Below are 21,946 nucleotides of genomic sequence, written 5' to 3' on the forward strand. Positions count from 1 at the left end.
TAAAACGCTTTATAGGGAGTGGAAATTCAGCATAATTAGCCATAAAAATATGAAAACCAACTAATTCCCTATAAGGATAACTGACTGAATATTTTTCTCAAATTTGACGTTTATTCAGTAACATGGCTAGATAGGTATACAGAAAACCAATAACAAAAATTAATGGGCAGCTAACAGGTAAGGGGTAGAAGCGTCACATGAACGAACAATATTCAGCTATGCGTAGTAACGTCAGTATGCTTGGCAAACTGCTTGGCGAGACAATACAAAATGCCTTAGGCGATGACATCTTAGAACGTGTTGAATCGATAAGAAAACTCTCTAAAGGCTCCCGTTCCGGTAGCGAGGAAGACCGAGAAGCACTACTCACCACCTTACAAAATTTATCGAATGATGAACTGCTGCCCGTTGCCCGTGCATTTAGCCAGTTTCTCAATTTGACGAATGTTGCTGAACAATACCAAACAATTTCACACCAGTCGCCGGGTGAAAGCCCACCAGAAATCTTACAGACGACGTTTGAGCGACTGAAGAAGATCGAAAATATTACTGAAAAAGATATCTGTCAGGCAATTGAAGCGCTGTCTCTTGAATTAGTACTGACCGCGCACCCGACAGAAATTACTCGCCGGACGTTAATCCATAAATTAGTAGAAGTGAACAACTGTCTTGACCGACTGGATCATAATGATTTAACGGAATATGAAACATCAAAAATCATGCGCCGTCTTCGTCAGCTCGTTGAGCAAGCATGGTATACCGATGAGATCCGTAAACAGCGACCGACGCCGATTGATGAAGCGAAATGGGGATTTGCTGTCGTAGAAAATAGTCTGTGGGAAGGTGTCCCGGCTTTTCTACGTGAATTAAACGAGCAAGTTCAAGCGAATTTCGGGATCACACTGCCTGTAGATTTTGTGCCGGTAAAATTCACCTCTTGGATGGGAGGAGATCGTGATGGTAACCCAAACGTTACCGCTACGATTACCCGCCAAGCAATCCGGCTCAGCCGCTGGAAAGCGGCCGATCTTTTCATTAAAGATATGACGGTACTCATTTCTGAACTCTCAATGTCAAACTGTGATGAGACAGTCAGGTCGTTATGTCAGGATGCTGAGGTACAGGAGCCTTATCGTTTTATTCTAAAACGTCTTCGTTCACAGCTTATCTCGACACAAAATTACTTAGAGTCACGCCTAAAAGATAAAGAAGTCACTCCACCCAAAGATGTTATTGTGAGTAACGAACAGCTTTGGACTCCTTTATATGCTCTTTATCAGTCCTTACAAAAATGTGGCATGGGAACCATCGCGAATGGACATCTACTCGATACCTTGCGTCGCGTAAAATGCTTTGGCGTACCGCTAGTACGTATTGATTTACGCCAAGAAAGCACTCGTCATACTGAAGCCATCTCTGAAATTACCCGCTACTTGGGATTAGGTGATTACGAAAGTTGGTCTGAAGCCGATAAGCAAGCCTTCTTAATTCGAGAGCTCAACTCACCTCGCCCTCTCCTTCCTCGTCATTGGCAACCGAGTGATACGACACAAGAAGTGCTAGATACTTGTCAAGTGGCCGCAGAGGTACCTCAAGGTTCGATTGCTGCCTACGTGATCTCAATGGCTAAAACGCCTTCTGATGTTCTTGCCGTTCATCTATTACTCAAAGAGTCTGGTATTCGTTATGCTCTGCCGGTTGCGCCGCTCTTTGAAACGCTTGATGATTTAAATAATGCCGATAGCGTTATGACTCAGCTACTAAACATTGATTGGTATCGTGGCTTTATTCAAGGTAAGCAAATGGTCATGATTGGCTACTCTGACTCCGCGAAAGACGCGGGTGTCATGGCTGCCAGCTGGGCGCAGTACCAAGCTCAAGATGCACTGATTAAAACCTGTGAAAAGGCAGGTATCGCACTCACACTATTTCACGGACGGGGTGGTTCCATTGGTCGTGGTGGAGCACCGGCTCATGCGGCTTTGCTCTCTCAACCTCCTGGTAGCTTACGCGGTGGGCTTCGCGTGACTGAACAAGGTGAGATGATCCGTTTCAAATACGGCTTACCCGAAATCACTATTGCGAGCTTAACCCTCTATACCAGTGCCATTTTAGAAGCTAATTTGCTTCCCCCACCGGAGCCGAAACCAGAATGGCGTGAGGTAATGCAACAACTGTCTGCAGACTCTTGTGATATGTACCGCGGCTATATTCGTGAAAACAAAGATTTTGTTCCCTATTTCCGTTCAGCCACCCCAGAACAAGAGCTGGGTAAACTGCCCTTAGGGTCACGCCCTGCCAAACGACGTCCAACCGGTGGCGTTGAATCATTGCGTGCAATCCCTTGGATATTTGCTTGGACCCAGAACCGCTTAATGCTACCTGCTTGGTTAGGTGCGGGGGCTGCATTAACCAATGCTATCCGCCAAGGCCAACAAAAAAACCTCGAAGAAATGTGCCGCAACTGGCCTTTCTTTTCAACGCGTATCGGTATGCTAGAGATGGTCTTTGCAAAAGCTGATTTATGGTTAGCAGAATATTACGACCAACGATTAGTCGATCCAGCGCTATGGCCACTGGGCAAACAGCTACGTGAACAGTTGTCGGAAGATATCAAAACAGTATTAACTATCGCAAACGATGCACACCTGATGGCTGATCACCCATGGATTGCGGAGTCCATTGCACTACGCAATGTCTATACGGATCCACTGAATGTCTTACAAGCTGAATTATTACATCGTGCACGCCATGCGGAAGCGAATAATTTGCCTGCTGACCCTAATGTGGAACAAGCATTAATGGTCACCATTGCCGGTGTGGCTGCAGGAATGCGTAATACAGGCTAAAGTGTAGGCGACAGACAAAAGCACCCGCTATTTACACCGAGCGTAAAGGTTAACGATTTCCTTAGGCTCGGTGTAGAGAAGGTGCTTTTTTAATCTTAATTAAATGAGTTTGGCTAATCGATTAAGGTCGGAGAGTAAAGCGCCTGCGGTCACATCTCTACCAGCCCCTGGACCACGTATAATCAAAGGATTGTCCCGATACCAACGGCTCTCGATCGCAAAAACATTATCGCCCGGTAATAACACGGCTAATGGATGGTCAGGGCGCAGTGCCTCAAGACCGACTTTTGCTTTACCACGCGCCTCAAACCGGGCCACGTAACGTAATACCAACCCTAATTCTTGTGCCGCCTCAAAACGCTGTTGGATCTGATCATCTAAGGCATCACTATTCTCAAAGAAATAGTCCATGGTATTTTCTCGACAATTCTCAGGGACTAACGACTCAACCTTTACTTGGTGTGGTTCAATGTCCGATCCTGCTTCACGGGCTAAAATAACCAGCTTACGCATAACATCGGTACCCGATAAATCAATGCGTGGGTCCGGTTCTGTGAGACCTTGTTGCCAAGCCTGATCCACTAATTGACTGAACGGTGTGGTGCCATCGTATTGTAAGAAAAGCCAAGAGAGGGTTCCTGAGAAAATGCCACTAATCGAGAGAATTTTATCCCCCGAATTGTGTAAATCTCTCACAGTATAATTGATCGGCAGACCCGCTCCGACGGTTGCATTAGTTAACCAGTGCCCACCGGTTTTATCAAAGGCATCTCGAATCTGTCGCCAACGCTGATTAGGGGCAGCACCCGCCACTTTATTGGCACTGATCACATGAAAACCATAACTGGCAAAATCAAGATATTGCTCTGCTAAAGTCTCACTTGCAGTCACATCCATCACGACTAAATCATCGAAGGGATGATCTCGCATCCAAAGGAATAAAGACTCTTCATCCAACACTGTCGCGTCTCGATCAAAATCCGTCAAACTATGTACAGCGTCTAACCCTTCATAACTCAGTAGACTGCGACGACTATTGGCAATACCGGCCAGGACAAAATCAATAGCAGTACGGCCGGAAAGATTTTCTTGTTCACGGGCAAAGAGCTCTAACCAACGAGAACCGATGTTACCGTTACCAAACAAGACAATACCAACACGTTTCTCGGCTCGGAAAAGGGATTGGTGAAGATTTTGTACAACAGCTGCAAGCGGTGTTTTTCTAAGTACCGCGACTAAACTCAGTTTATCTTCTGATTGCCAAACAAATTCAACCGGAAGGTCTTTAATTTGCTGCCAAAAACGGTGGCAGTGTAAAGGATTACGCGTGACACCGGCCCCCACCATCGCGACTAATACACGTCCTTCCCGTAATCGCAATCCAATGGGTAACCCTGAAGCCTGCAATTGGAATAAGGCGCTCTCAACGAATTCTGAGGCATAACATAGTTGTAATAACTGACGATCACTGTGTACCCCACGCGCGAGGGGACGAAGTTGGGTACGGATCAAAAAGAGATCAATATCTTTTAATAACTGTTCAAAGTTATGACGAGGGCCGATTTGTACTTCAATTAAACAGACTTCCTCATGACTCGTGACAATCCGCGCTCCTGTACCAGAAGCTAATACTCGTTCTATTCGCGTTGAGCCGGCTTCAGGCTGATAACTGGAACGTAACTGCAAATCAATATCGCTGGTTGCTACCGGTTGCAAAGTTCGTGCATGTAATACCGGTGCGGCTAAGCGAGCCAGCTCGGCTGCCTCATCCAGGCGTAATAATGGCAGTAGACAAGCATCCGAAACTACGCGTGGATCAGCACTGTATACCCCAGCAACATCGCTCCAAATCGTAACGCGTTTTACCCCCGCCAACGCCCCGATTTGCGTTGCAGAATAATCAGAACCGTTGCGCCCTAAAAGTACCGTCTCTCCGGCACGATTAGCTGAAATAAAACCAGTAATCACAAGGCGTTTATGAGGGTATTGCGCCAAAATAGGTTGGAACAGCGGAAAAGACTCTGTTTCATCTACTTGAGGCTGCCCTGCTCGTTCTGCGCGTAAAAAAGTCCGAGCATCTATCCATTGAGCATCAATACCTGAGTAATTTAAGACCGCACTCATTAAACGTGCGGACCATAACTCCCCGTGGCCAACCACATTGGCATAAAGCGCATCGCTGCCTTCACCATCAAGCAAAATAGAGAGCTGCTCTAAGTCCGCAACAAATTGAGTCGCGACAGTTTCAGCTAACTCAGGAGGAAGCAGGCTTTCCACCAGTTCAAGTTGGTAGCGTCTGAGATGCTGCTGGACGTGGAAAGCGGAAAGTCGATCGGTTTGGCTTAAACGGTACCAATTAATCAGCTGATTAGTCGTGCTTCCAGCCGCAGAAACCACCATAAGGTCTCCAGCATGACTATACTCCGCCATAATTTCAGCGACATGCAAGTAACAACGCCGATCGGCAAGGCTACTACCACCAAATTTATGTAACTGCCGTCTATTTTCGCTTTGCAGATCGACACCATTGACCATAATTACTCCTTCGATAGACTTTGAAATGCTTGGTCAAGGTCTGCAATAAGATCATGATGATCTTCAATTCCCACTGAAACACGGAGTAATGTCTCCGAAATACCTGCCGCGGCTCTAGCCTCAGCAGACATCCCTGCATGCGTCATGGTCGCCGTATGGGAAATCAAACTTTCTACACCCCCTAGTGATTCAGCGAGGGTAAAAAGGTGAAGTGATTTCAGAAAATGGCGAACCATCGCTTCGTCACCGGCTAACTCAAAGCTCAACATCGCTCCATAGCCTCGCTGTTGACGACGCGCAAATTCATGACCTTGGTTTTCTGGCAATGAAGGATGGTACAGTTTACTTACCAAAGGTTGCTTTTTCAGATAATCCACAATCGCGAGTGCATTCTCTTGGGCCGCTTTTACCCGCAACGATAAGGTACGCATACCCCTTAATAAAAGATAACTATCAAATGCTGCACCAGTTACGCCAATATTATTCGCCCACCACGCTAAATCTTTGGCATGTTGTGGATCACGAGCAATAACGGTTCCTGCGACAATATCAGAATGCCCATTTAAATATTTGGTACAAGAGTGCACCACCAAATCAGCACCGAGCTGAAGAGGATTTTGTAACGCAGGGCTTAAGAACGTATTATCAACAACCGTTGTTGCCCCAACTTCGCGAGCCGCTTTACATAATCCTTCAATATCGACGACCCGTAACAGAGGATTACTCGGACTTTCAATCAAGAAGAGTTTAGGGTTTAACGCAAGTGCTTCACTGACCGCTCTAGGATCTCCTTGGTCAATAAATTTCACGTTGAAGGCACCGCGTTTTTGTAAGCTATCAAACAATCGATAACTTCCACCGTAGCAATCGTGCGGGGCAATTAACCATTCCCCCGGTTTAAGAAACACGGTCGTGACAAGCAGAATCGCTGACATCCCAGTATTAGTCATGACTGCACCAGCACCGCCTTCTAGCTCAGCTAAGGCTTGCTGAACAACATCCCGCGAAGGATTGCCACGACGAGAGTAGTCATGAGCACGAGGTTGGTTAAAATCAGTAAAATTATAGGTCGTCGAAAGATGGATAGGGGGTACGACGCAACCATATTGGTGATCTTCATTTAAACCGCTGCGTACCGCAATTGTCGCCTGCTTGAATTGTGTCATAGAAAATAAACCGAGAGTCAGAAAGTGGTCTCTAGCATAGCCTTGTGGAAAATAGACGTCAACACATCTAGACATCCAAATAGGTATGAGTGTAGATTGAGCAATACATCGATAAAGGGTAAAATCAGCACAGAAAGTCAGGTCTTAGAAGAGATTATTTGTTTTAGACGGTTATAGACCGATAAATCCAGTTTTATCTGCAATATCTGGCATAATACGCTGAATTCCCGTACTTAACATTTAAAATAAGGTACCCCATGGCCGAGTGGAATGCCGAATATATCAGCCCTTATGCTGAACATGGCAAAAAAAGTGAGCAAGTTAAGAAAATCACTGTATCAATCCCACTAAAAGTATTAAAAATACTGACGGATGAGCGGACTCGTCGGCAAGTGAATAACTTGCGTCATGCGACTAACAGTGAACTACTATGCGAAGCTTTTCTGCATGCCTTTACTGGTCAACCTCTGCCCGATGATAACGATTTACGTAAAGAAAGAAGCGATGAAATTCCTGAAACGGCAAAACTCATTATGCGTGAAATGGGAATTGATCCTGATACATGGGAATACTAACGCTAAAATTTTCCCATAAAAAAACCCGGCTTAGCCGGGTTTTTTCGTACTGCGGATCTGACACCCGCACGTAAAGAAACTTATTTAGAGCTTGGGATGCTGAAACGCTTGTTGAAGCGATCAACACGGCCACCAGTGTCTACAACACGTTGCTTGCCGGTGTAGAATGGGTGACAGTTACCACATACGTCCAAGTTTAATGGTTGACGCAGGGTTGAACGAGTCTCGATAACGTTACCGCAAGAACAAGAAATGGTAACTTTGTTATATTCTGGATGAATACCTTTTTTCATGGGATAACCTCAGTAGAAGGCCGTGTCGCTCTCCGTGCCAAGCCCAGCTTGCACAGCACCACACGCGATTAATAATATAATTAAGTGTATGTCTTCGCGCGAAATAAATCCGCTGTCTAACGAAGGCGACATATTATACAGAAAATAGACAACAACATGCAAATGACGATTTCAATCAGTTCGCGAGAAACGTTACACTTGTCGTTTAAGTTCACTGAAAATGAGTAATGCATGACCATCATTAAGGTAGCTTTACCGGTTCCTCTCCCAAAACTCTACGACTATACGGCCGATACCTCTTCGACTCCCCAAATAGGATGTCGAGTACGCGTCAGTTTTGGTCGCCGAAAAATGATAGGGATTGTGGTGGCTCATAGCGATAAAAGTGATCTGAGCCCAGCACAACTTAAACCGATTGATGAGATTATCGACACTGACAGCCTTTTCTCATCGTCTTTATGGGCATTACTCACTTGGGCAAATCGCTACTATCACTATCCTCTAGGTGAAATTCTGTTTCATGCAATTCCGATCCCTCTGCGTCAAGGTAAAGCGGCGCGCTCGCCGATCATCTACGAGTGGCGACTGACAGAGCTGGGGCGTACCGTTGATCCTAGTGGTATAAAACGCGCAGAGAAACAGCGCCAAGCCATAACGTTGCTACGACAACGGGGGCTATTACGATCTGCGGTCGCGACCGTCGATATTACCGAAAGCACCTTACAAGCCTTACGGAAAAAAGGATGGTGCGACCTCGTTGAACTCCCTGAAGAAACTAATGATTGGCGACCACACTTTCAAGTGTTAGGTGAACGATATAAGTTAACCACTGAACAAGCCACCGCGGTAGGGGCAATACACAGCACGGATCAACAGTTTAGTCCTTGGTTACTGGCTGGAATTACCGGTTCTGGTAAAACAGAAGTCTATCTCAGTGTCTTAGAAAACGTCTTAGCGCAAGGTAAACAAGCGCTAGTATTGGTTCCCGAGATCGGCTTAACCCCACAAACAATTGCCCGTTTTCGAGAACGCTTTCAGGCTCCAATTGAAGTTATTCATTCGGGCCTTAATGATACCGAACGCCTTAATGTCTGGCTGAAAAGTAAGAAGGGTCAAGTCGCCATCATCATCGGTACCCGATCAGCACTTTTTACGCCGCTCGCCAGACCGGGCATTATTATTGTCGATGAGGAACATGATAGTTCCTATAAACAACAGGAAGGTTGGCGCTATCACGCTCGTGACCTTGCAGTATTTCGAGCAAATAAAGAAAACATTCCTGTCATCCTTGGATCAGCGACTCCTGCATTAGAGACCTTGTACAATGTGCGAATCGGGAAATATCGACAGCTCAATCTAACCCGTCGTGCAGGCAATGCCACGACGGCACAACAACAGTTAATCGATCTAAAATCTGTCAGCTTACAATCTGGACTGTCGCCACCGCTTATTAGGAAGATCCATACCCATCTTCAGGCAGGCAATCAGGTACTATTATTTCTCAATCGTCGTGGCTACGCGCCCGCGTTGTTGTGTCACGATTGCGGGTGGTTGGCAGAGTGTCAACGCTGTGATCACTATTATACTTATCATCAGCAACAACGAAGCCTACGCTGCCACCACTGCGATAGCCAGCGACCGATTCCTTGGCAGTGCCCCGACTGCGGCTCTTCACATCTCATGCCCGCCGGTCTAGGAACAGAGCAGCTTGAAGAGCATTTACATGGGTTATTCCCTAGTACGCCTCTCACACGTATTGACCGGGATACAACACGTAAAAAAGGAATGCTTGAACAGCATCTAGAACAAATTCATCAAGGAGGATCCCGGATTCTCATCGGCACACAAATGCTCGCGAAAGGCCATCACTTTCCAGATGTAACCTTAGTGGCACTATTAGATGTTGATGGCGCGCTGTTTTCTGCTGATTTTCGTGCAACAGAACATTTTGCCCAGCTCTATGTACAGGTCGCCGGACGAGCCGGACGAGCCGGAAAACAAGGTGAGGTCGTGTTACAAACTCATCAGCCTGAGCATCCGTTACTTCAAACCTTGCTGGGAAAAGGCTATTTTCAATTTGCCTCTGAGACGTTGGCTCTACGCCAACAGCTACAACTTCCTCCCTATACAAGCCAGGCTATATTCCGTGCTGAACATCACGATAGCCTTCAAGTAGAGCGCTTTCTGCAACAACTGCGTAATTTAATCGAAGCAAGTCCATTAAAAGAGCAAGAGTGTTGGGTGATTGGCCCTGTTCCTGCATTACATGCCAAACGGCAAGGTCGTTGGCGCTGGCAATTGGTTATTCAACACCCCTCACGCGTTCGTCTTCAACAACTGCTCACACAAAGTCTATCGTTGATAGGAACCGTTATCGGTGAAAAAAAAGTGAAGTGGTCATTAGATATTGACCCTATAGAGAGCTGACAGGTAAAAATTTGTGAAGTAACTCTTAAAGTTAATCGATGAATAACAATTAGTTATTTCTGTTTGTTACGATCTACATGGTGTGAATTAACCACCATTGATGTGTATCACGTTAACTTAGCAGATCGTTCAACGAGGAGTTACGCATTGAAAAATATCCCTTATCTCTCCTCAACTACCATGAGAGATGTTGCATTGCAAGCCGGTGTTTCTGCTGCCACAGTCTCTCGCGTGTTCACCGCACCTGAAAAAGTATCGGCTAAAACACGGCAACGTGTTGAAATAGCGGCTCATGCATTAGGCTACCCACTTAGCCGAATCTTACCTCAGGGTGCAAATCTGCCTTGGCGTAAAGTCATGGTGATTATTTCAGATATTACAGATAGCTTTTATAGCGAAATGATCCGCGGTATTGAAATACAAGCGAAAAAACAACACTGTACCATCTACTTATTTGATTGTGCTTATCAATCTGTTGAGCGCGATTTCAAGCACGCTAAGGGAGTTCCTGAAGGGTATGATGGGCTAATCTGTATCGGCATATCCCCCGATCATCTCGCCAACAGTCGAACAGCTCCGATTGTTGTCATCAATCCTTATTCGTCAGAAACACTTTTTCCTACCGTTCATATTGATAATTTAACCGCGTCCTTCAATGCAGTGGATTATTTAATACAACGAGGCCATCAACGTATAGCGTGCTTAACTGGCCCCGAAGAGTTAACGTTGTGTCAATATCGACGCCAAGGTTATCTACAAGCCTTAAAACGTAATAACATAACCTTAAACCCTTACTATTTAGTACGTGGCGATTTTTCCTTTACGTCCGGTATTTCGGCTACCGACCATCTTATGCAACTAACCCCTCCACCTGACGCCATCTTTTGTCATAATGATAAAATGGCACTGGGCGTAATATATCGGGCTAAACAATTAGGTATCGCTATTCCAAAACAAATGTCAGTAATCGGTTTTGATGGTGTCGAAGAGTGTCAGTATGCCGATCCCCCTCTTTCGACTATTTCACAGCCTAGGATGGCTCAAGGGGAAATGGCGATTACATTATTAATGGATCTTATGGAAGGAAAACCTATAACCAATCGCTCTTACCTTCTGGAAACGGAGCTAGTTTTACGGCAGTCTACGCGCTAACCATAAATACTGAAAAATTATCCTCGAATAATCAAAATCTCAACTAGAGTTTACTGGTCAAACTTCATTCGGTTAAGTAACATAGTAGTAATTGTTATTAATCAATTCTTCAGGCAATCTTGCCTTTTAAGCTGGCTTAAATAATATCGGTACCGGTGTGGCACAAAAAGACTATGTAGGACGCGAACGTTCATCAACAACGCAGCGAAAAAGAAATAATAACCGACGTAAAAATTCCAAAGCAAACTCTGGTCTTTCTAAGATAATTGTTGGTATTGCGGCAGCGGCATTAGTCCTTTTCATTGGTGCATTGGCTGTGCTTGCCCACCACAAAAAGCAAGCGGAAAAAGAAATGGTGCCTCATAAAACGGTAACCAATGGATTACCCCCAAAACCGGAAGAGCGTTGGAAATATATTAAAGAGTTAGAAAATCGCCAAATTACGGTACCAAGCCCAGTTGAGCCGACAGCCGGTGGCGAAGTAAAATCGCCGACTCAGCTTACCGATGAGCAGCGTCAGCTATTAGCACAAATGGCTGAAGATATGCGCCAGCAACCGACGCAATTAAGTGAAGTACCTTGGAACCAACAAACTCCTGAGCAGCAAGAGCAGACATTACGTCAACAACAGCAAAATGCTGCCCTACAACGGAAATATCAACAACAAGAGCAGCAGTTTATTTCCCAACAGCAGCAGCTTAACCAATCACGACCCTCTCAGTCGGCAAATAGAGAACTGCAAGAGCAAAATCGTCAACTGCAATTACAACATGATCGCCAGCAACAAGCTTACGCAGAACAACAAAAACGCTTACAACTTGATCGCCAACAACAGCTCTATCGCGATCAACAAAAACAACGCCAACAATTAGAGCGTCAACTCCAGCAGCAACAGCAGCACGGCGCACCGATTACTGCGGCAAAACCGAGTTACTCACAATCTGAGAGATCAACGGCTTCTGCATCAGAAACTGTTCCTACAACGCCAGAATCGTCATCTAAACATTGGTTGATTCAATGTGGATCTTTCAAAGGTGCAGCACAGGCAGAATCGACTCGTGCAAAACTGGCTTTTGAAGGATTTGAAAGCCGAGTCACCACTGGGGGCGGGTGGAACCGCGTCGTTATCGGACCTTATAATCAGCGGGCTAAAGTTGATTCCGTTATTAAAGAGTTAAAAAATTCTGGACATACAAACTGTATAACTCTTTCTGTTGGGGGTTGAAAGTTTTTATCCCACCCCCATATGCTTCAATAAGTGACTCCGCGCTTCGTCGCGGAGTTTTTATTTCTAAAGATAAAGGGGCAGCCCGTGACAACGATAGTAAGCATACGACGTAACGGCAAAGTCGTCATTGGTGGTGACGGCCAAGCGACGCTCGGAAATACGGTAATGAAAGGTAACGTGAAAAAAGTACGTCGCCTTTATAACGATAAAGTCATTGCGGGCTTTGCCGGAGGCACTGCTGATGCCTTTACGCTATTTGAGCTTTTTGAGCGTAAATTAGAGATGCACCAAGGCCATTTGGTTAAAGCCGCTGTTGAATTAGCAAAAGATTGGCGAACTGATCGTATGCTACGTCGATTGGAAGCTCTGCTTGCGGTAGCCGATGAGAATGCCTCTCTCATTATTAGTGGTAATGGTGACGTTATTCAGCCAGAAAACGACCTGATCGCTATCGGCTCAGGCGGTCCTTATGCTCAAGCTGCCGCCCGCGCATTATTAGAAAACACACAATTAGATGCTCGTGAGATCACTGAAAAAGCACTCGAGATTGCTGGTGATATCTGTATTTATACTAATCACAATCTCACGATCGAAGAACTCAACTCAGGGGATAAGGAGTAAATTATGTCTGAAATGACTCCTCGCGAAATCGTTAGCGAACTTAATCGGTTCATCATTGGCCAAGACAATGCTAAGCGTGCAGTTTCTATCGCGCTACGTAACCGCTGGCGCCGTATGCAGCTTAACGATGAGCTGCGCCACGAAGTGACACCGAAAAATATCCTCATGATTGGCCCGACGGGGGTGGGTAAAACAGAAATTGCTCGCCGTCTTGCGAAACTGGCTAATGCGCCGTTCATTAAAGTGGAAGCCACTAAATTTACGGAAGTGGGCTATGTCGGTAAAGAAGTCGACTCTATCATCCGTGATTTAACTGAAGCCGCCGTGAAAATGGTACGTTCACAAGCGATCGAAAAAAATAAAGCGCGCGCAGTTGAACATGCTGAAGACCGCATTCTAGATGTACTGATTCCCCCAGCGAAAAATAATTGGGGGCAGTCTGAAGGGACTCAAGAAGAATCCTCGACTCGTCAATCTTTTCGTAAAAAGTTACGTGAAGGTCAATTAGACGATAAAGAAATCGAGATTGATTTAGCCGCGTCGCCTATGGACGTTGAGATTATGGCGCCTCCTGGCATGGAAGAGATGACCAATCAGCTACAATCCATGTTCCAAAATATGGGTAGCCAAAAACAAAAATCGCGTAAGCTGAAAATTAAAGAAGCCATGAAACTGCTGATTGAAGAAGAAGCAGCACGCTTGGTTAACCCTGAAGAGCTGAAGCAACAGGCCATTGAAGCCGTTGAGCAACACGGTATCGTCTTTATCGATGAAATCGATAAAATCTGTAAGCGTGGTGGCCAATCCTCTGGACCGGATGTCTCCCGTGAAGGAGTACAACGCGACCTATTACCGCTAGTGGAAGGCTGTACCGTCTCCACTAAGCATGGCACGGTAAAAACAGACCATATCCTATTTATTGCTTCTGGTGCTTTCCAAGTCGCAAGCCCTTCAGACCTTATTCCTGAATTACAAGGTCGCTTACCGATCCGCGTTGAGCTGCAAGCACTAACTGTTAATGATTTTGAGCGTATTCTTACCGAGCCGACAGCGTCCGTCACTGTGCAATATAAGGCTCTGATGAATACAGAAGGCGTTAATATCGACTTTACCGACGATGGTATTCGTCGTATTGCTGAAGCCGCATGGCAAGTCAACGAAACAACCGAAAATATCGGTGCTCGTCGTCTGTATACCGTACTTGAAAAGCTAGTAGAAGATATCTCTTTTGAAGCCAGCGACCGCGCTGGGGAAACGGTAACGATTGATGCTGATTATGTGAGTAAACATCTCGATGTATTAGTCGCGGACGAAGATTTAAGCCGCTTTATTCTCTAACACATCCTGTCTTTCACCCAAAGAGATAATCTTTGGGTGAATCCCCTCCCGCCAAAACGTACCCAAGGCCTTTGCCGCATCTCCTAGAAAGAGATATACTCACTCTACCTCTGGCAACCAGATGAAACGACGATGAAATATGATACTTCCGAGCTCTGTGATATTTATCACGAAGAAGTGAATGTGGTTGAACCACTGTTCTCTAACTTTGGTGGGCGTACCTCTTTTGGTGGTCAAATCACGACAGTAAAATGTTTCGAGGACAATGGGCTACTCTATGATCTGTTAGACGAGGATGGCTCAGGTAGAGTTCTACTTGTTGATGGCGGGGGCTCGGTAAGACGTGGCTTACTGGATGCTCAACTTGCTCAGCTTGCTGCAAATAACCATTGGGAAGGAATTGTTATTTACGGTTCAGTGCGTCAAGTCGACGAATTGGCTGAGCTGGATATCGGTATCCAAGCGGTTGCGGCCATTCCTGCGGGCGCTTCTGGTGACGGCTTGGGAGAAAGCGATATTCGCGTCAATTTTGGTGGCGTGACGTTTTTTTCTGGGGATTATATCTATGCTGACAATACCGGCATTATCCTTTCAGACACACCATTGGCTGAAGGCGCTGAAGACGAGTAAGCCTCGTTACGGCGGACAGCTGAGCTGCCCGCCATCTTTTCTCTATACTTCGTCCATTTTACCGAGTAAAGCACGCAGGCGCTCTTGCCACTGCGTTTGTTCCTCTTTCAACTGCTGATTTTCACGCGTTAACGACTCATGATTGCCAGCGGCTTGTTGTGCGTCTTGCTTAAGGGCACTGTTTTGCTCTTTTAATTCTTCAATTTCCATTTGTAGCAGGGTAATAGTGTCAATCGCCTGCTGCACTTTTGCTTCTAATTTTTCAAACATTTCAAATGACATTGTTACTCTCTCCAATTAACGCCAGGCGTTGATAACCGCATCCTTTCAATGTATCGCAGTGATGCACTGTAAAGCTACGCTGATAGTCTGATTGTATGGAGCCAGACGGTGCAAGTCCAGAGGGGAAACCATTTCAGGAGAAGTCTGGCCTATTTTTCTCAGTGAAAAAGTGTGAGAAAAATTAAAGCATTGCGAAAACGCACATTTTCATGAGCAACAACACACTTTTTACGTGCGGTATTTTGCGTTTTTTTTCGTTAACGATAAATTCACAAGAAAAATACAATAGAGATTTAACGAAGAGTAACTGTCGTCATGTCTCTCCCTACCAAGGAGTCCACTATGAGTAAAACACACCACCTACTCATCGGGCAGTGTATTGCAGAATTTATCGGAACGGGTCTAATTCTCTTTTTTGGCGTGGGTTGTGTCGCAGCATTAAAATTAGCGAACGCTAATTTTGGCCAATGGGAAATCAGTATTGTTTGGGGACTCGCTGTGACAATGGGGGCTTATGTCAGTGCTGGGGTCTCCGGCGCTCATCTCAACCCAGCGGTCAGTATTGCACTTTGTGTATTTGGAAATTTTGAAGCCCGTAAACTAGTTCCCTATATCTGCGCACAAACTGCCGGAGCATTCTGTTCTGTCGCCCTTGTCTATGCTTTATATCAAAACCTGTTTATCGACTATGAGCAAACCCATCATATAATACGCGGTACTATTGATAGCTTACCGATGGCAGGAATTTTTTCGACTTATCCCGATCCACGTCTTTCTTTAGCGCAGGCTTTCTTCATTGAAATGGTCATCACAGCGGTATTAATGGGCGTTATCATGGCGTTGACCGATGACGGCAACGGTATTCCCCGTGGCCCGTTAGCGCCATTATTAATTGGTCTATCAGTCGCTGCTATCGGTGCAGCCTTTGGTCCCCTTACGGGGTTTGCTTTAAATCCTGCTCGTGATTTTGGACCTAAAATTTTTGCAGAGTTAGCCGGATGGGGACATATTGCCTTAACGGGTGGAAAGGTCATGCCCTACTTCTTAATTCCGCTCTTTGCACCAATTGTGGGTGCGCTTATTGGTGCATTACTTTACCGCACAATGATTGGTCGCCATTTACCCTTAACGACAGGCATTACACAAGAACGCTCCCAAGCTCACCAAACCTCGGTTCAAGAACAGAAACGCTAATACTCAGGGCGAAGAGGAACTGACTATGTCTACAAAAGAAAAGAAATATATCGTCGCGTTAGATCAAGGCACCACAAGCTCTCGAGCGGTCATACTTGACCATGATGCAAATATTATTGCCGTTTCTCAGCGTGAATTTGCCCAACTCTATCCGAAAACCGGCTGGGTAGAACATGATCCCATGGATATTTGGGCTTCACAAAGCTCGACATTAATTGAAGTCTTAGCCCATGCTGGTATTCATTCAGATGAAGTTGCTGCTATCGGTATTACCAACCAACGCGAAACAACCATTATTTGGGATAAACAAAGTGGTAAGCCGATTTATAATGCCATCGTTTGGCAAGATCCACGTACCGCCGATTACTGTGGTGAACTCAAAGAAGAAGGCTATGAAGATGATATTCGCAATATAACAGGTTTAGTTATTAATCCTTACTTCTCAGGAACTAAAATTAAGTGGATTCTCGACCACGTTGAAGGCGCGCGTGAACGCGCAAAACGAGGCGAGCTTTTATTTGGAACTGTCGATACATGGCTTGTCTGGAAAATGACCCAAGGCCGAGTTCATATTACGGATTACACCAACGCATCACGTACCATGCTATTCAATATCCATACGCTTGAGTGGGATCAAAAGATGCTCGACCTGCTCGATATTCCACGAGAACTATTGCCCGAGGTCAAAGCGTCATCCGAGATCTACGGTCAGACCAATATCGGTGGTAAAGGCGGAACACGTATTCCTATTGCAGGCATTGCTGGCGATCAACAAGCGGCTCTTTATGGACAACTTTGTGTTAAGCCAGGGATGGCCAAAAATACCTATGGCACCGGCTGCTTTATGTTGATGAATACGGGTAGAAAAGCGATCACCTCGAAAAATGGGCTACTGACTACCATTGCGTGCGGTCCACGTGGAGAGGTCAACTACGCATTAGAAGGCGCCGTATTCATCGGTGGGGCCTCGATTCAATGGCTGAGAGATGAATTAAAGCTCTTCAATGATGCTGACGACTCAGAATACTTTGCTAATAAAGTAAAAAATTCTGATGGCGTTTATATGGTCCCCGCTTTCACCGGCTTAGGCGCCCCCTATTGGGACCCTTACGCCCGGGGCGCTATTTTTGGTCTTACTCGTGGGACCAACACCAATCATATTATTCGTGCTACGTTAGAATCTATCGCTTTCCAAACTCGAGATGTGCTCGAAGCCATGCAGCATGATGCCAACACTCGCCTACAAACTTTGCGAGTCGATGGCGGAGCCGTAGCAAATAACTTTCTAATGCAATTCCAAGCCGATATTTTGGGTACACATGTCGAGCGCCCACAAGTCAAAGAAGTGACCGCGCTGGGGGCTGCGTATTTAGCTGGTCTTGCAGTAGGTTTCTGGAATGATCTCGAGGAAGTTCGTGCTAAGTCTATTGTTGAAAAAACGTTCCGCCCCTCCATTGAGACTACCGAGCGTAATTATCGTTACGCCGGCTGGAAAAAAGCGGTCTCTCGCGTCAAAGGCTGGGAAAAAGAAGAATAGCACTCATGGCCTCCTGCTCGATGGCAGGAGATCACCGTCGCGCGGCTCACTATGTTACACTGGTGCTCTGTTTTCTCTGACTAACCCAATAATTCAGTATGAAACACACTCTCACACATCCCTTTTACCGCGTTACCGAAGCAGCAGCTATTGCTGGTTTCCAGTGGTTAGGTCGGGGCGATAAAAATCTCGCCGACGGTGCCGCTGTTGATGCGATGCGCCGACAGCTCAATACAATGTCTATCGACGGCACCATTGTTATTGGCGAAGGTGAAATCGACGAAGCTCCCATGCTCTACATTGGCGAGAAAGTGGGGCAATCCGACGGTGTACAGATCGATATCGCTGTTGACCCGATTGAAGGGACAAGAATGACCGCTTGCGGACAAACGAATGCCCTCTCTGTTATGGCAGTGGCCGAGGCTGGGACGCTCCTCCATGCACCAGACATGTATATGGAAAAGCTGATTGTTGGCCCTCAAGCAAAAGGCGTTATCGATCTGCATCTGTCCCTTGAAGAGAACCTTCATCTTATCAGTCAGGCATTACAAAAACCGCTCTCAGCGCTAACAGTTTCTATATTGGATAAACCGCGCCATGCGCCGATCATTTCCGACCTGTATAAACTTGGTGTACGTGTGTTTACCTTCCCTGATGGTGATGTCTCTGCCTCCTTATTGACATGCTTTCCGGCCCAACCGATTGATGTTATGTATGGTATTGGAGGGGCACCGGAAGGCGTAATTTCTGCCGCAGCCATTCGAGCATTGGGTGGCGATATGCAAGCTCGGTTACTGACGCGCGAACAAGTAAAAGGCGCTAGCCCAGAACACCAGCATGCCAGTATTGCAGAAATAGGGCGTTGCAAAGCAATGGGACTGACCCTAGGAAACGTACTGCAATTGGACGATCTCGCTAAAAACGATAATGTTCTATTTTGTGCAACCGGAATTACTGGGGGGGATTTACTGGAAGGTATCGAAGTCTCTGGATCATCAATAACCGTCCATAGTCTCGTCATTGATGGTCAACAACGGACCACGCAGTGGCTGAAAACAACGCATAGGTTGACCCCCTAACGACAGAAAAATTTATTGGAGATAATCATGGCTGTATGGTGTACAGGAAAAATTATTGAGGTTAAAGCCTGGACTGACACACTTTTTAGTTTAATTGTCGATGCACCTATCGCACCGTTTACGGCTGGACAATTTGCTAAACTCAGCCTAACTCTGGAAGGCGAGACAGTTCAACGGGCATACTCTTATGTGAACGCACCTTCGCAAACCCCCCTTGAATTTTACCTTGTTCATGTCCCTGATGGACATTTAAGCCCCGCACTACTGTCGTTACAACCAGGGGATGAAGTATTAGTGACTGAAGAAGCAGCCGGATATTTTGTTTTAGAAGAAATTCCTGAAGCAAAAGAGTTATGGATGATTGCCACGGGGACGGCAATTGGCCCCTACCTCTCTATTTTACAACAAGGTGAAGATCTCGAGAGATTTGAGACGATTATCCTCGTTCATGCTACCCGTTATGCCGCCGACTTAAGCTACCTCCCTCTCTTCGAGCAACTTAAGCTGCGCTATGGCAATAAGCTACGTGTACAAACCGTCGTCAGCCGTGAAGATGCAGAAGGTAGTTTGAGAGGTCGTGTGCCAGCATTACTGGATGATGGATCGTTAGAGGCTGCAGTGAATACACAGATCTCAGAAGAAAACAGTCATCTGATGATCTGCGGTAACCCTGAAATGGTACGAGAAACTCAAAAGTATTTGAAAGAAAAACGGGGTCTTCGTAAACACTTACGAAGAAAACCTGGTCACATCACTAGCGAGCATTATTGGTAAGGTCACGCATGAGATACGTCGCCCTCTTTCTCCTGATTATGGTAGTCGATGGACTTACTGATTCAGCCACGGCGCATCCCGTATCCGTGCCTTTACCTACGACAGCACCCTATTTATTACCGGATGCCCCAACATTTGAACTAACCATCACCCAATTTCGCCAACAATTTAGCCAGCAATTTCCCTCGACGCCACTGCAAGAATTTCGGGCACTAAAAAGTGGCCCGGTACAAAAAGTCGTCACCATCGCTGCGACAAAAATTAGCGAAACTCTTTATGCCTCTACGGCTCTTGAGATTGGCACAGGAAAAATTAAATCGATACAAATTACGTGGTTACCCGTTCCGGGAAATCAAGCTATGCCATCTCGCCAACAAGCCATGAACTACATCATCGATATGATTCAATTTTTTTCTCCCCAGTTGACGCTAAAACAGAGCCATGAGCATCTTGAGCAACTGTTGACGGTGGGCAAAGGAAAAGCCTATACGCTATCGAATGAAGGGGCTGTGCGATATATTTTATCCGATAAGGGTGAAGGGGGTATGACCTTTGCTGCAGAACCAGTTAAATTAGTGCTTAACGATATAAAATGATCCACTGGTTTGTGATCCTAAGCAAGCCAAGTGGTTTATCCCCCTTTATAGTAAACAGAGACGCTATTACACATACGTACTAGCATTTTACTTAAGCGCGTAATGCGGAGGAAAGCATGCGACATCCATTAGTAATGGGTAATTGGAAACTTAACGGCAGTCAGCAACTTACTGCGGACTTAATTAATGGCCTGCGTGACGCTCTCGCTGATGTACAAGGGTGTAAAGTCGTTATTGCTCCACCCGCCCTTTATCTTACCCAAGCGGTGGCCGCCGTCGAAGGCAGTGAAATCGGAGTTGGCGCGCAAAATATCGACGTCAATCTCTCAGGAGCGTTTACGGGTGAAACCTCAGCAGAAATGTTGAAAGATATCGGTGTGCGCTACGTCATTCTGGGTCACTCAGAACGTCGTACTTACCATCATGAAAGTGATGAGCTGGTTGCCAAAAAATTCGCGATTATGAAGCAACAAGGCTTGATCCCTGTGCTATGTATCGGTGAAACCGAAGCAGAAAATGAAGCGGGTAAAACCGAAGAAGTCTGCGCGCGCCAAATTGATGCCGTTATTACAGCTCAAGGCGTTGATGCCTTTAAAGATGCCGTCATCGCCTATGAGCCAGTGTGGGCGATTGGTACAGGTAAATCAGCAACCCCTGCACAAGCGCAGGCTGTCCATAAGTTTATTCGTGAACATATCGCTAAACAGAATAGTGACGTTGCTCAGCAAGTCATTATTCAGTACGGCGGGTCGGTCAATGACAAAAATGCAGCTGAACTCTTCGGCCAGCCAGATATCGATGGCGCCTTAGTGGGTGGTGCATCGCTAAAAGCAGATGCATTTAGTGTTATCGTCAAAGCAGCAGCAGCGGCCAAAGCCTAACCTTGTCAAATATCGCAGCCTAGCTGCGATATTTATCAAAGACCACTCGACACTGATGATCTTGCAGCTCTTCCGCTGAACCTAAAACGCCTTTTAGCCAATCCGTCCTCAAAACCATGACGACTAATCGCCCATCCGCCAATTGTGTTAAAGCAATACCGACTTGGCCACTCTTTGGATCGATATTTGGAAAATCAGCATAAATCTGCCGAAACAGTGATTCAGCCTGAAGCTGTTCCAGCGACAAAGAACGTACCCAATATTGATGATTTAGCAAAGGCAAGGTTTGCCACTTCGACGTGATAACTGTTTGATAGTCGTTTAACTGTTGCTGTACATCACCACGTAAGCAGGATAGGTGAATATGTAATTGGTTTTGACTTCTTCCCCATTTTCCATTGATCGCAAGCGCTAAGTCAGTAGGAGGTACGAGTCGACCCAGTCTCTCATTCAATTGAGGCAATTGCTGCCAAGCAAGATAAAAATAGTTAGGGGTCTGGGGTTGGAGAAGTGCCGGGCTTTCAACACCGGATATTTTATCGGTGGGGATGAGTAAATATTGGGCAATACCAACATTATCTTTTAATAGCGCATAACCTTGGGCAAGGTCGACATGCTGACAGGGTTCGGGCTGTTGGGATTGTCTCTGGTGAGGAATACACTGCTGTGAAACGATTCGCCACAGCACATCGCTATGCGCGTGGAAGCGGTAGGCAAAGAAAGCCACGACCAATACGGCAAGCAGACTGGTTGTTACGACTATTTTTTTTAAACATCCTGAACGCACGA

Annotated in this window: 19 protein-coding genes; 14 read left to right on the plus strand and 5 right to left on the minus strand. The window is 45.9% G+C overall.

The features are described from left to right. Positions 1 to 197: 197 nt before the first annotated feature. On the plus strand, positions 198 to 2,849 hold the full coding sequence (ppc, locus tag HGT73_RS10210; RefSeq protein ID WP_214214455.1) for a phosphoenolpyruvate carboxylase: 2,652 nt from the start codon (positions 198 to 200) through the stop codon (positions 2,847 to 2,849). Between the two features lie 99 nt (positions 2,850 to 2,948). On the opposite strand, the gene HGT73_RS10215 is transcribed toward ppc, so the two are convergent. Beyond that, entirely contained in the window at positions 2,949 to 5,384 is a 2,436-nt protein-coding gene (locus tag HGT73_RS10215; RefSeq protein ID WP_214214457.1) for a bifunctional aspartate kinase/homoserine dehydrogenase II, read from the minus strand. Positions 5,385 to 5,386: 2 nt separating this feature from the next. Further along, the gene (gene metB / locus HGT73_RS10220; protein ID WP_214214459.1) at positions 5,387 to 6,550 is read right to left on the minus strand and encodes a cystathionine gamma-synthase; all 1,164 of its coding nucleotides are present in this window, start codon (positions 6,548 to 6,550) and stop codon (positions 5,387 to 5,389) included. A gap of 257 nt (positions 6,551 to 6,807) precedes the next feature. On the opposite strand from metB, the gene metJ reads away from it, so the two are divergent. Continuing rightward, positions 6,808 to 7,125: a met regulon transcriptional regulator MetJ gene (metJ, locus tag HGT73_RS10225; protein ID WP_214214461.1), complete on the plus strand. Its 318-nt coding sequence runs from the start codon at positions 6,808 to 6,810 to the stop codon at positions 7,123 to 7,125. Positions 7,126 to 7,205: 80 nt separating this feature from the next. Here the strand turns inward: metJ and rpmE are convergent, their stop codons facing one another. Then, complete coding sequence (gene rpmE / locus HGT73_RS10230) at positions 7,206 to 7,418, minus strand: 50S ribosomal protein L31 (protein WP_214214463.1); 213 nt, start codon at positions 7,416 to 7,418, stop codon at positions 7,206 to 7,208. 231 nt (positions 7,419 to 7,649) lie between these two features. Here rpmE and priA point away from each other — a divergent pair, with 231 nt between their 5' ends. From priA to rraA, 6 genes are all read left to right on the plus strand, one after another. Next, positions 7,650 to 9,845 (plus strand): primosomal protein N', encoded by a 2,196-nt coding sequence (gene priA / locus HGT73_RS10235; RefSeq protein ID WP_214214465.1) that lies wholly within the window; start codon positions 7,650 to 7,652, stop codon positions 9,843 to 9,845. A 147-nt stretch (positions 9,846 to 9,992) separates the two neighbouring features. Continuing rightward, entirely contained in the window at positions 9,993 to 10,997 is a 1,005-nt protein-coding gene (locus HGT73_RS10240) for a DNA-binding transcriptional regulator CytR (protein ID WP_214214467.1), read from the plus strand. A 157-nt stretch (positions 10,998 to 11,154) separates the two neighbouring features. Next, a complete protein-coding gene (ftsN, locus tag HGT73_RS10245; RefSeq protein ID WP_214214470.1) occupies positions 11,155 to 12,222 on the plus strand; it encodes a cell division protein FtsN in 1,068 nt (355 codons plus the stop codon). Between the two features lie 87 nt (positions 12,223 to 12,309). Beyond that, positions 12,310 to 12,846, plus strand: a complete 537-nt coding sequence (gene hslV, locus HGT73_RS10250) for an ATP-dependent protease subunit HslV (protein WP_214214472.1) — start codon at positions 12,310 to 12,312, stop codon at positions 12,844 to 12,846. Between the two features lie 3 nt (positions 12,847 to 12,849). Further along, complete coding sequence (gene hslU, locus HGT73_RS10255) at positions 12,850 to 14,184, plus strand: HslU--HslV peptidase ATPase subunit (protein ID WP_214214475.1); 1,335 nt, start codon at positions 12,850 to 12,852, stop codon at positions 14,182 to 14,184. 132 nt (positions 14,185 to 14,316) lie between these two features. Next, on the plus strand, positions 14,317 to 14,814 hold the full coding sequence (gene rraA / locus HGT73_RS10260) for a ribonuclease E activity regulator RraA (RefSeq protein WP_214214477.1): 498 nt from the start codon (positions 14,317 to 14,319) through the stop codon (positions 14,812 to 14,814). 42 nt (positions 14,815 to 14,856) lie between these two features. On the opposite strand, the gene zapB is transcribed toward rraA, so the two are convergent. Next, positions 14,857 to 15,096: a cell division protein ZapB gene (zapB, locus tag HGT73_RS10265; RefSeq protein WP_214214479.1), complete on the minus strand. Its 240-nt coding sequence runs from the start codon at positions 15,094 to 15,096 to the stop codon at positions 14,857 to 14,859. A 342-nt stretch (positions 15,097 to 15,438) separates the two neighbouring features. Between zapB and HGT73_RS10270 the strand changes: the two genes are divergently transcribed. The 6 genes from HGT73_RS10270 (at position 15,439) to tpiA (ending at position 21,157) form a co-directional block, all read left to right on the plus strand. After that, the gene (locus HGT73_RS10270) at positions 15,439 to 16,290 is read left to right on the plus strand and encodes an MIP/aquaporin family protein (protein WP_214214481.1); all 852 of its coding nucleotides are present in this window, start codon (positions 15,439 to 15,441) and stop codon (positions 16,288 to 16,290) included. Between the two features lie 25 nt (positions 16,291 to 16,315). Next, positions 16,316 to 17,827 (plus strand): glycerol kinase GlpK, encoded by a 1,512-nt coding sequence (gene glpK, locus HGT73_RS10275; protein ID WP_214214483.1) that lies wholly within the window; start codon positions 16,316 to 16,318, stop codon positions 17,825 to 17,827. A gap of 98 nt (positions 17,828 to 17,925) precedes the next feature. Continuing rightward, entirely contained in the window at positions 17,926 to 18,906 is a 981-nt protein-coding gene (gene glpX, locus HGT73_RS10280; protein WP_214214492.1) for a class II fructose-bisphosphatase, read from the plus strand. Positions 18,907 to 18,933: 27 nt separating this feature from the next. Continuing rightward, a complete protein-coding gene (gene fpr / locus HGT73_RS10285; RefSeq protein ID WP_214214494.1) occupies positions 18,934 to 19,680 on the plus strand; it encodes a ferredoxin--NADP(+) reductase in 747 nt (248 codons plus the stop codon). A gap of 8 nt (positions 19,681 to 19,688) precedes the next feature. Next, positions 19,689 to 20,276, plus strand: a complete 588-nt coding sequence (locus HGT73_RS10290) for a DUF1454 family protein (RefSeq protein ID WP_214214496.1) — start codon at positions 19,689 to 19,691, stop codon at positions 20,274 to 20,276. 116 nt (positions 20,277 to 20,392) lie between these two features. Continuing rightward, positions 20,393 to 21,157 carry a triose-phosphate isomerase gene (tpiA, locus tag HGT73_RS10295; RefSeq protein WP_214214498.1) on the plus strand — a complete coding sequence of 255 codons (765 nt, stop codon included), beginning with the start codon at positions 20,393 to 20,395 and terminating at the stop codon, positions 21,155 to 21,157. 19 nt (positions 21,158 to 21,176) lie between these two features. Here the strand turns inward: tpiA and HGT73_RS10300 are convergent, their stop codons facing one another. Next, positions 21,177 to 21,944: a CDP-diacylglycerol diphosphatase gene (locus tag HGT73_RS10300; RefSeq protein WP_214214500.1), complete on the minus strand. Its 768-nt coding sequence runs from the start codon at positions 21,942 to 21,944 to the stop codon at positions 21,177 to 21,179. Positions 21,945 to 21,946 lie beyond the last annotated feature (2 nt).

This window comes from Rosenbergiella australiborealis, assembly GCF_018494035.1.
Classification (GTDB): domain Bacteria; phylum Pseudomonadota; class Gammaproteobacteria; order Enterobacterales; family Enterobacteriaceae; genus Rosenbergiella; species Rosenbergiella australiborealis.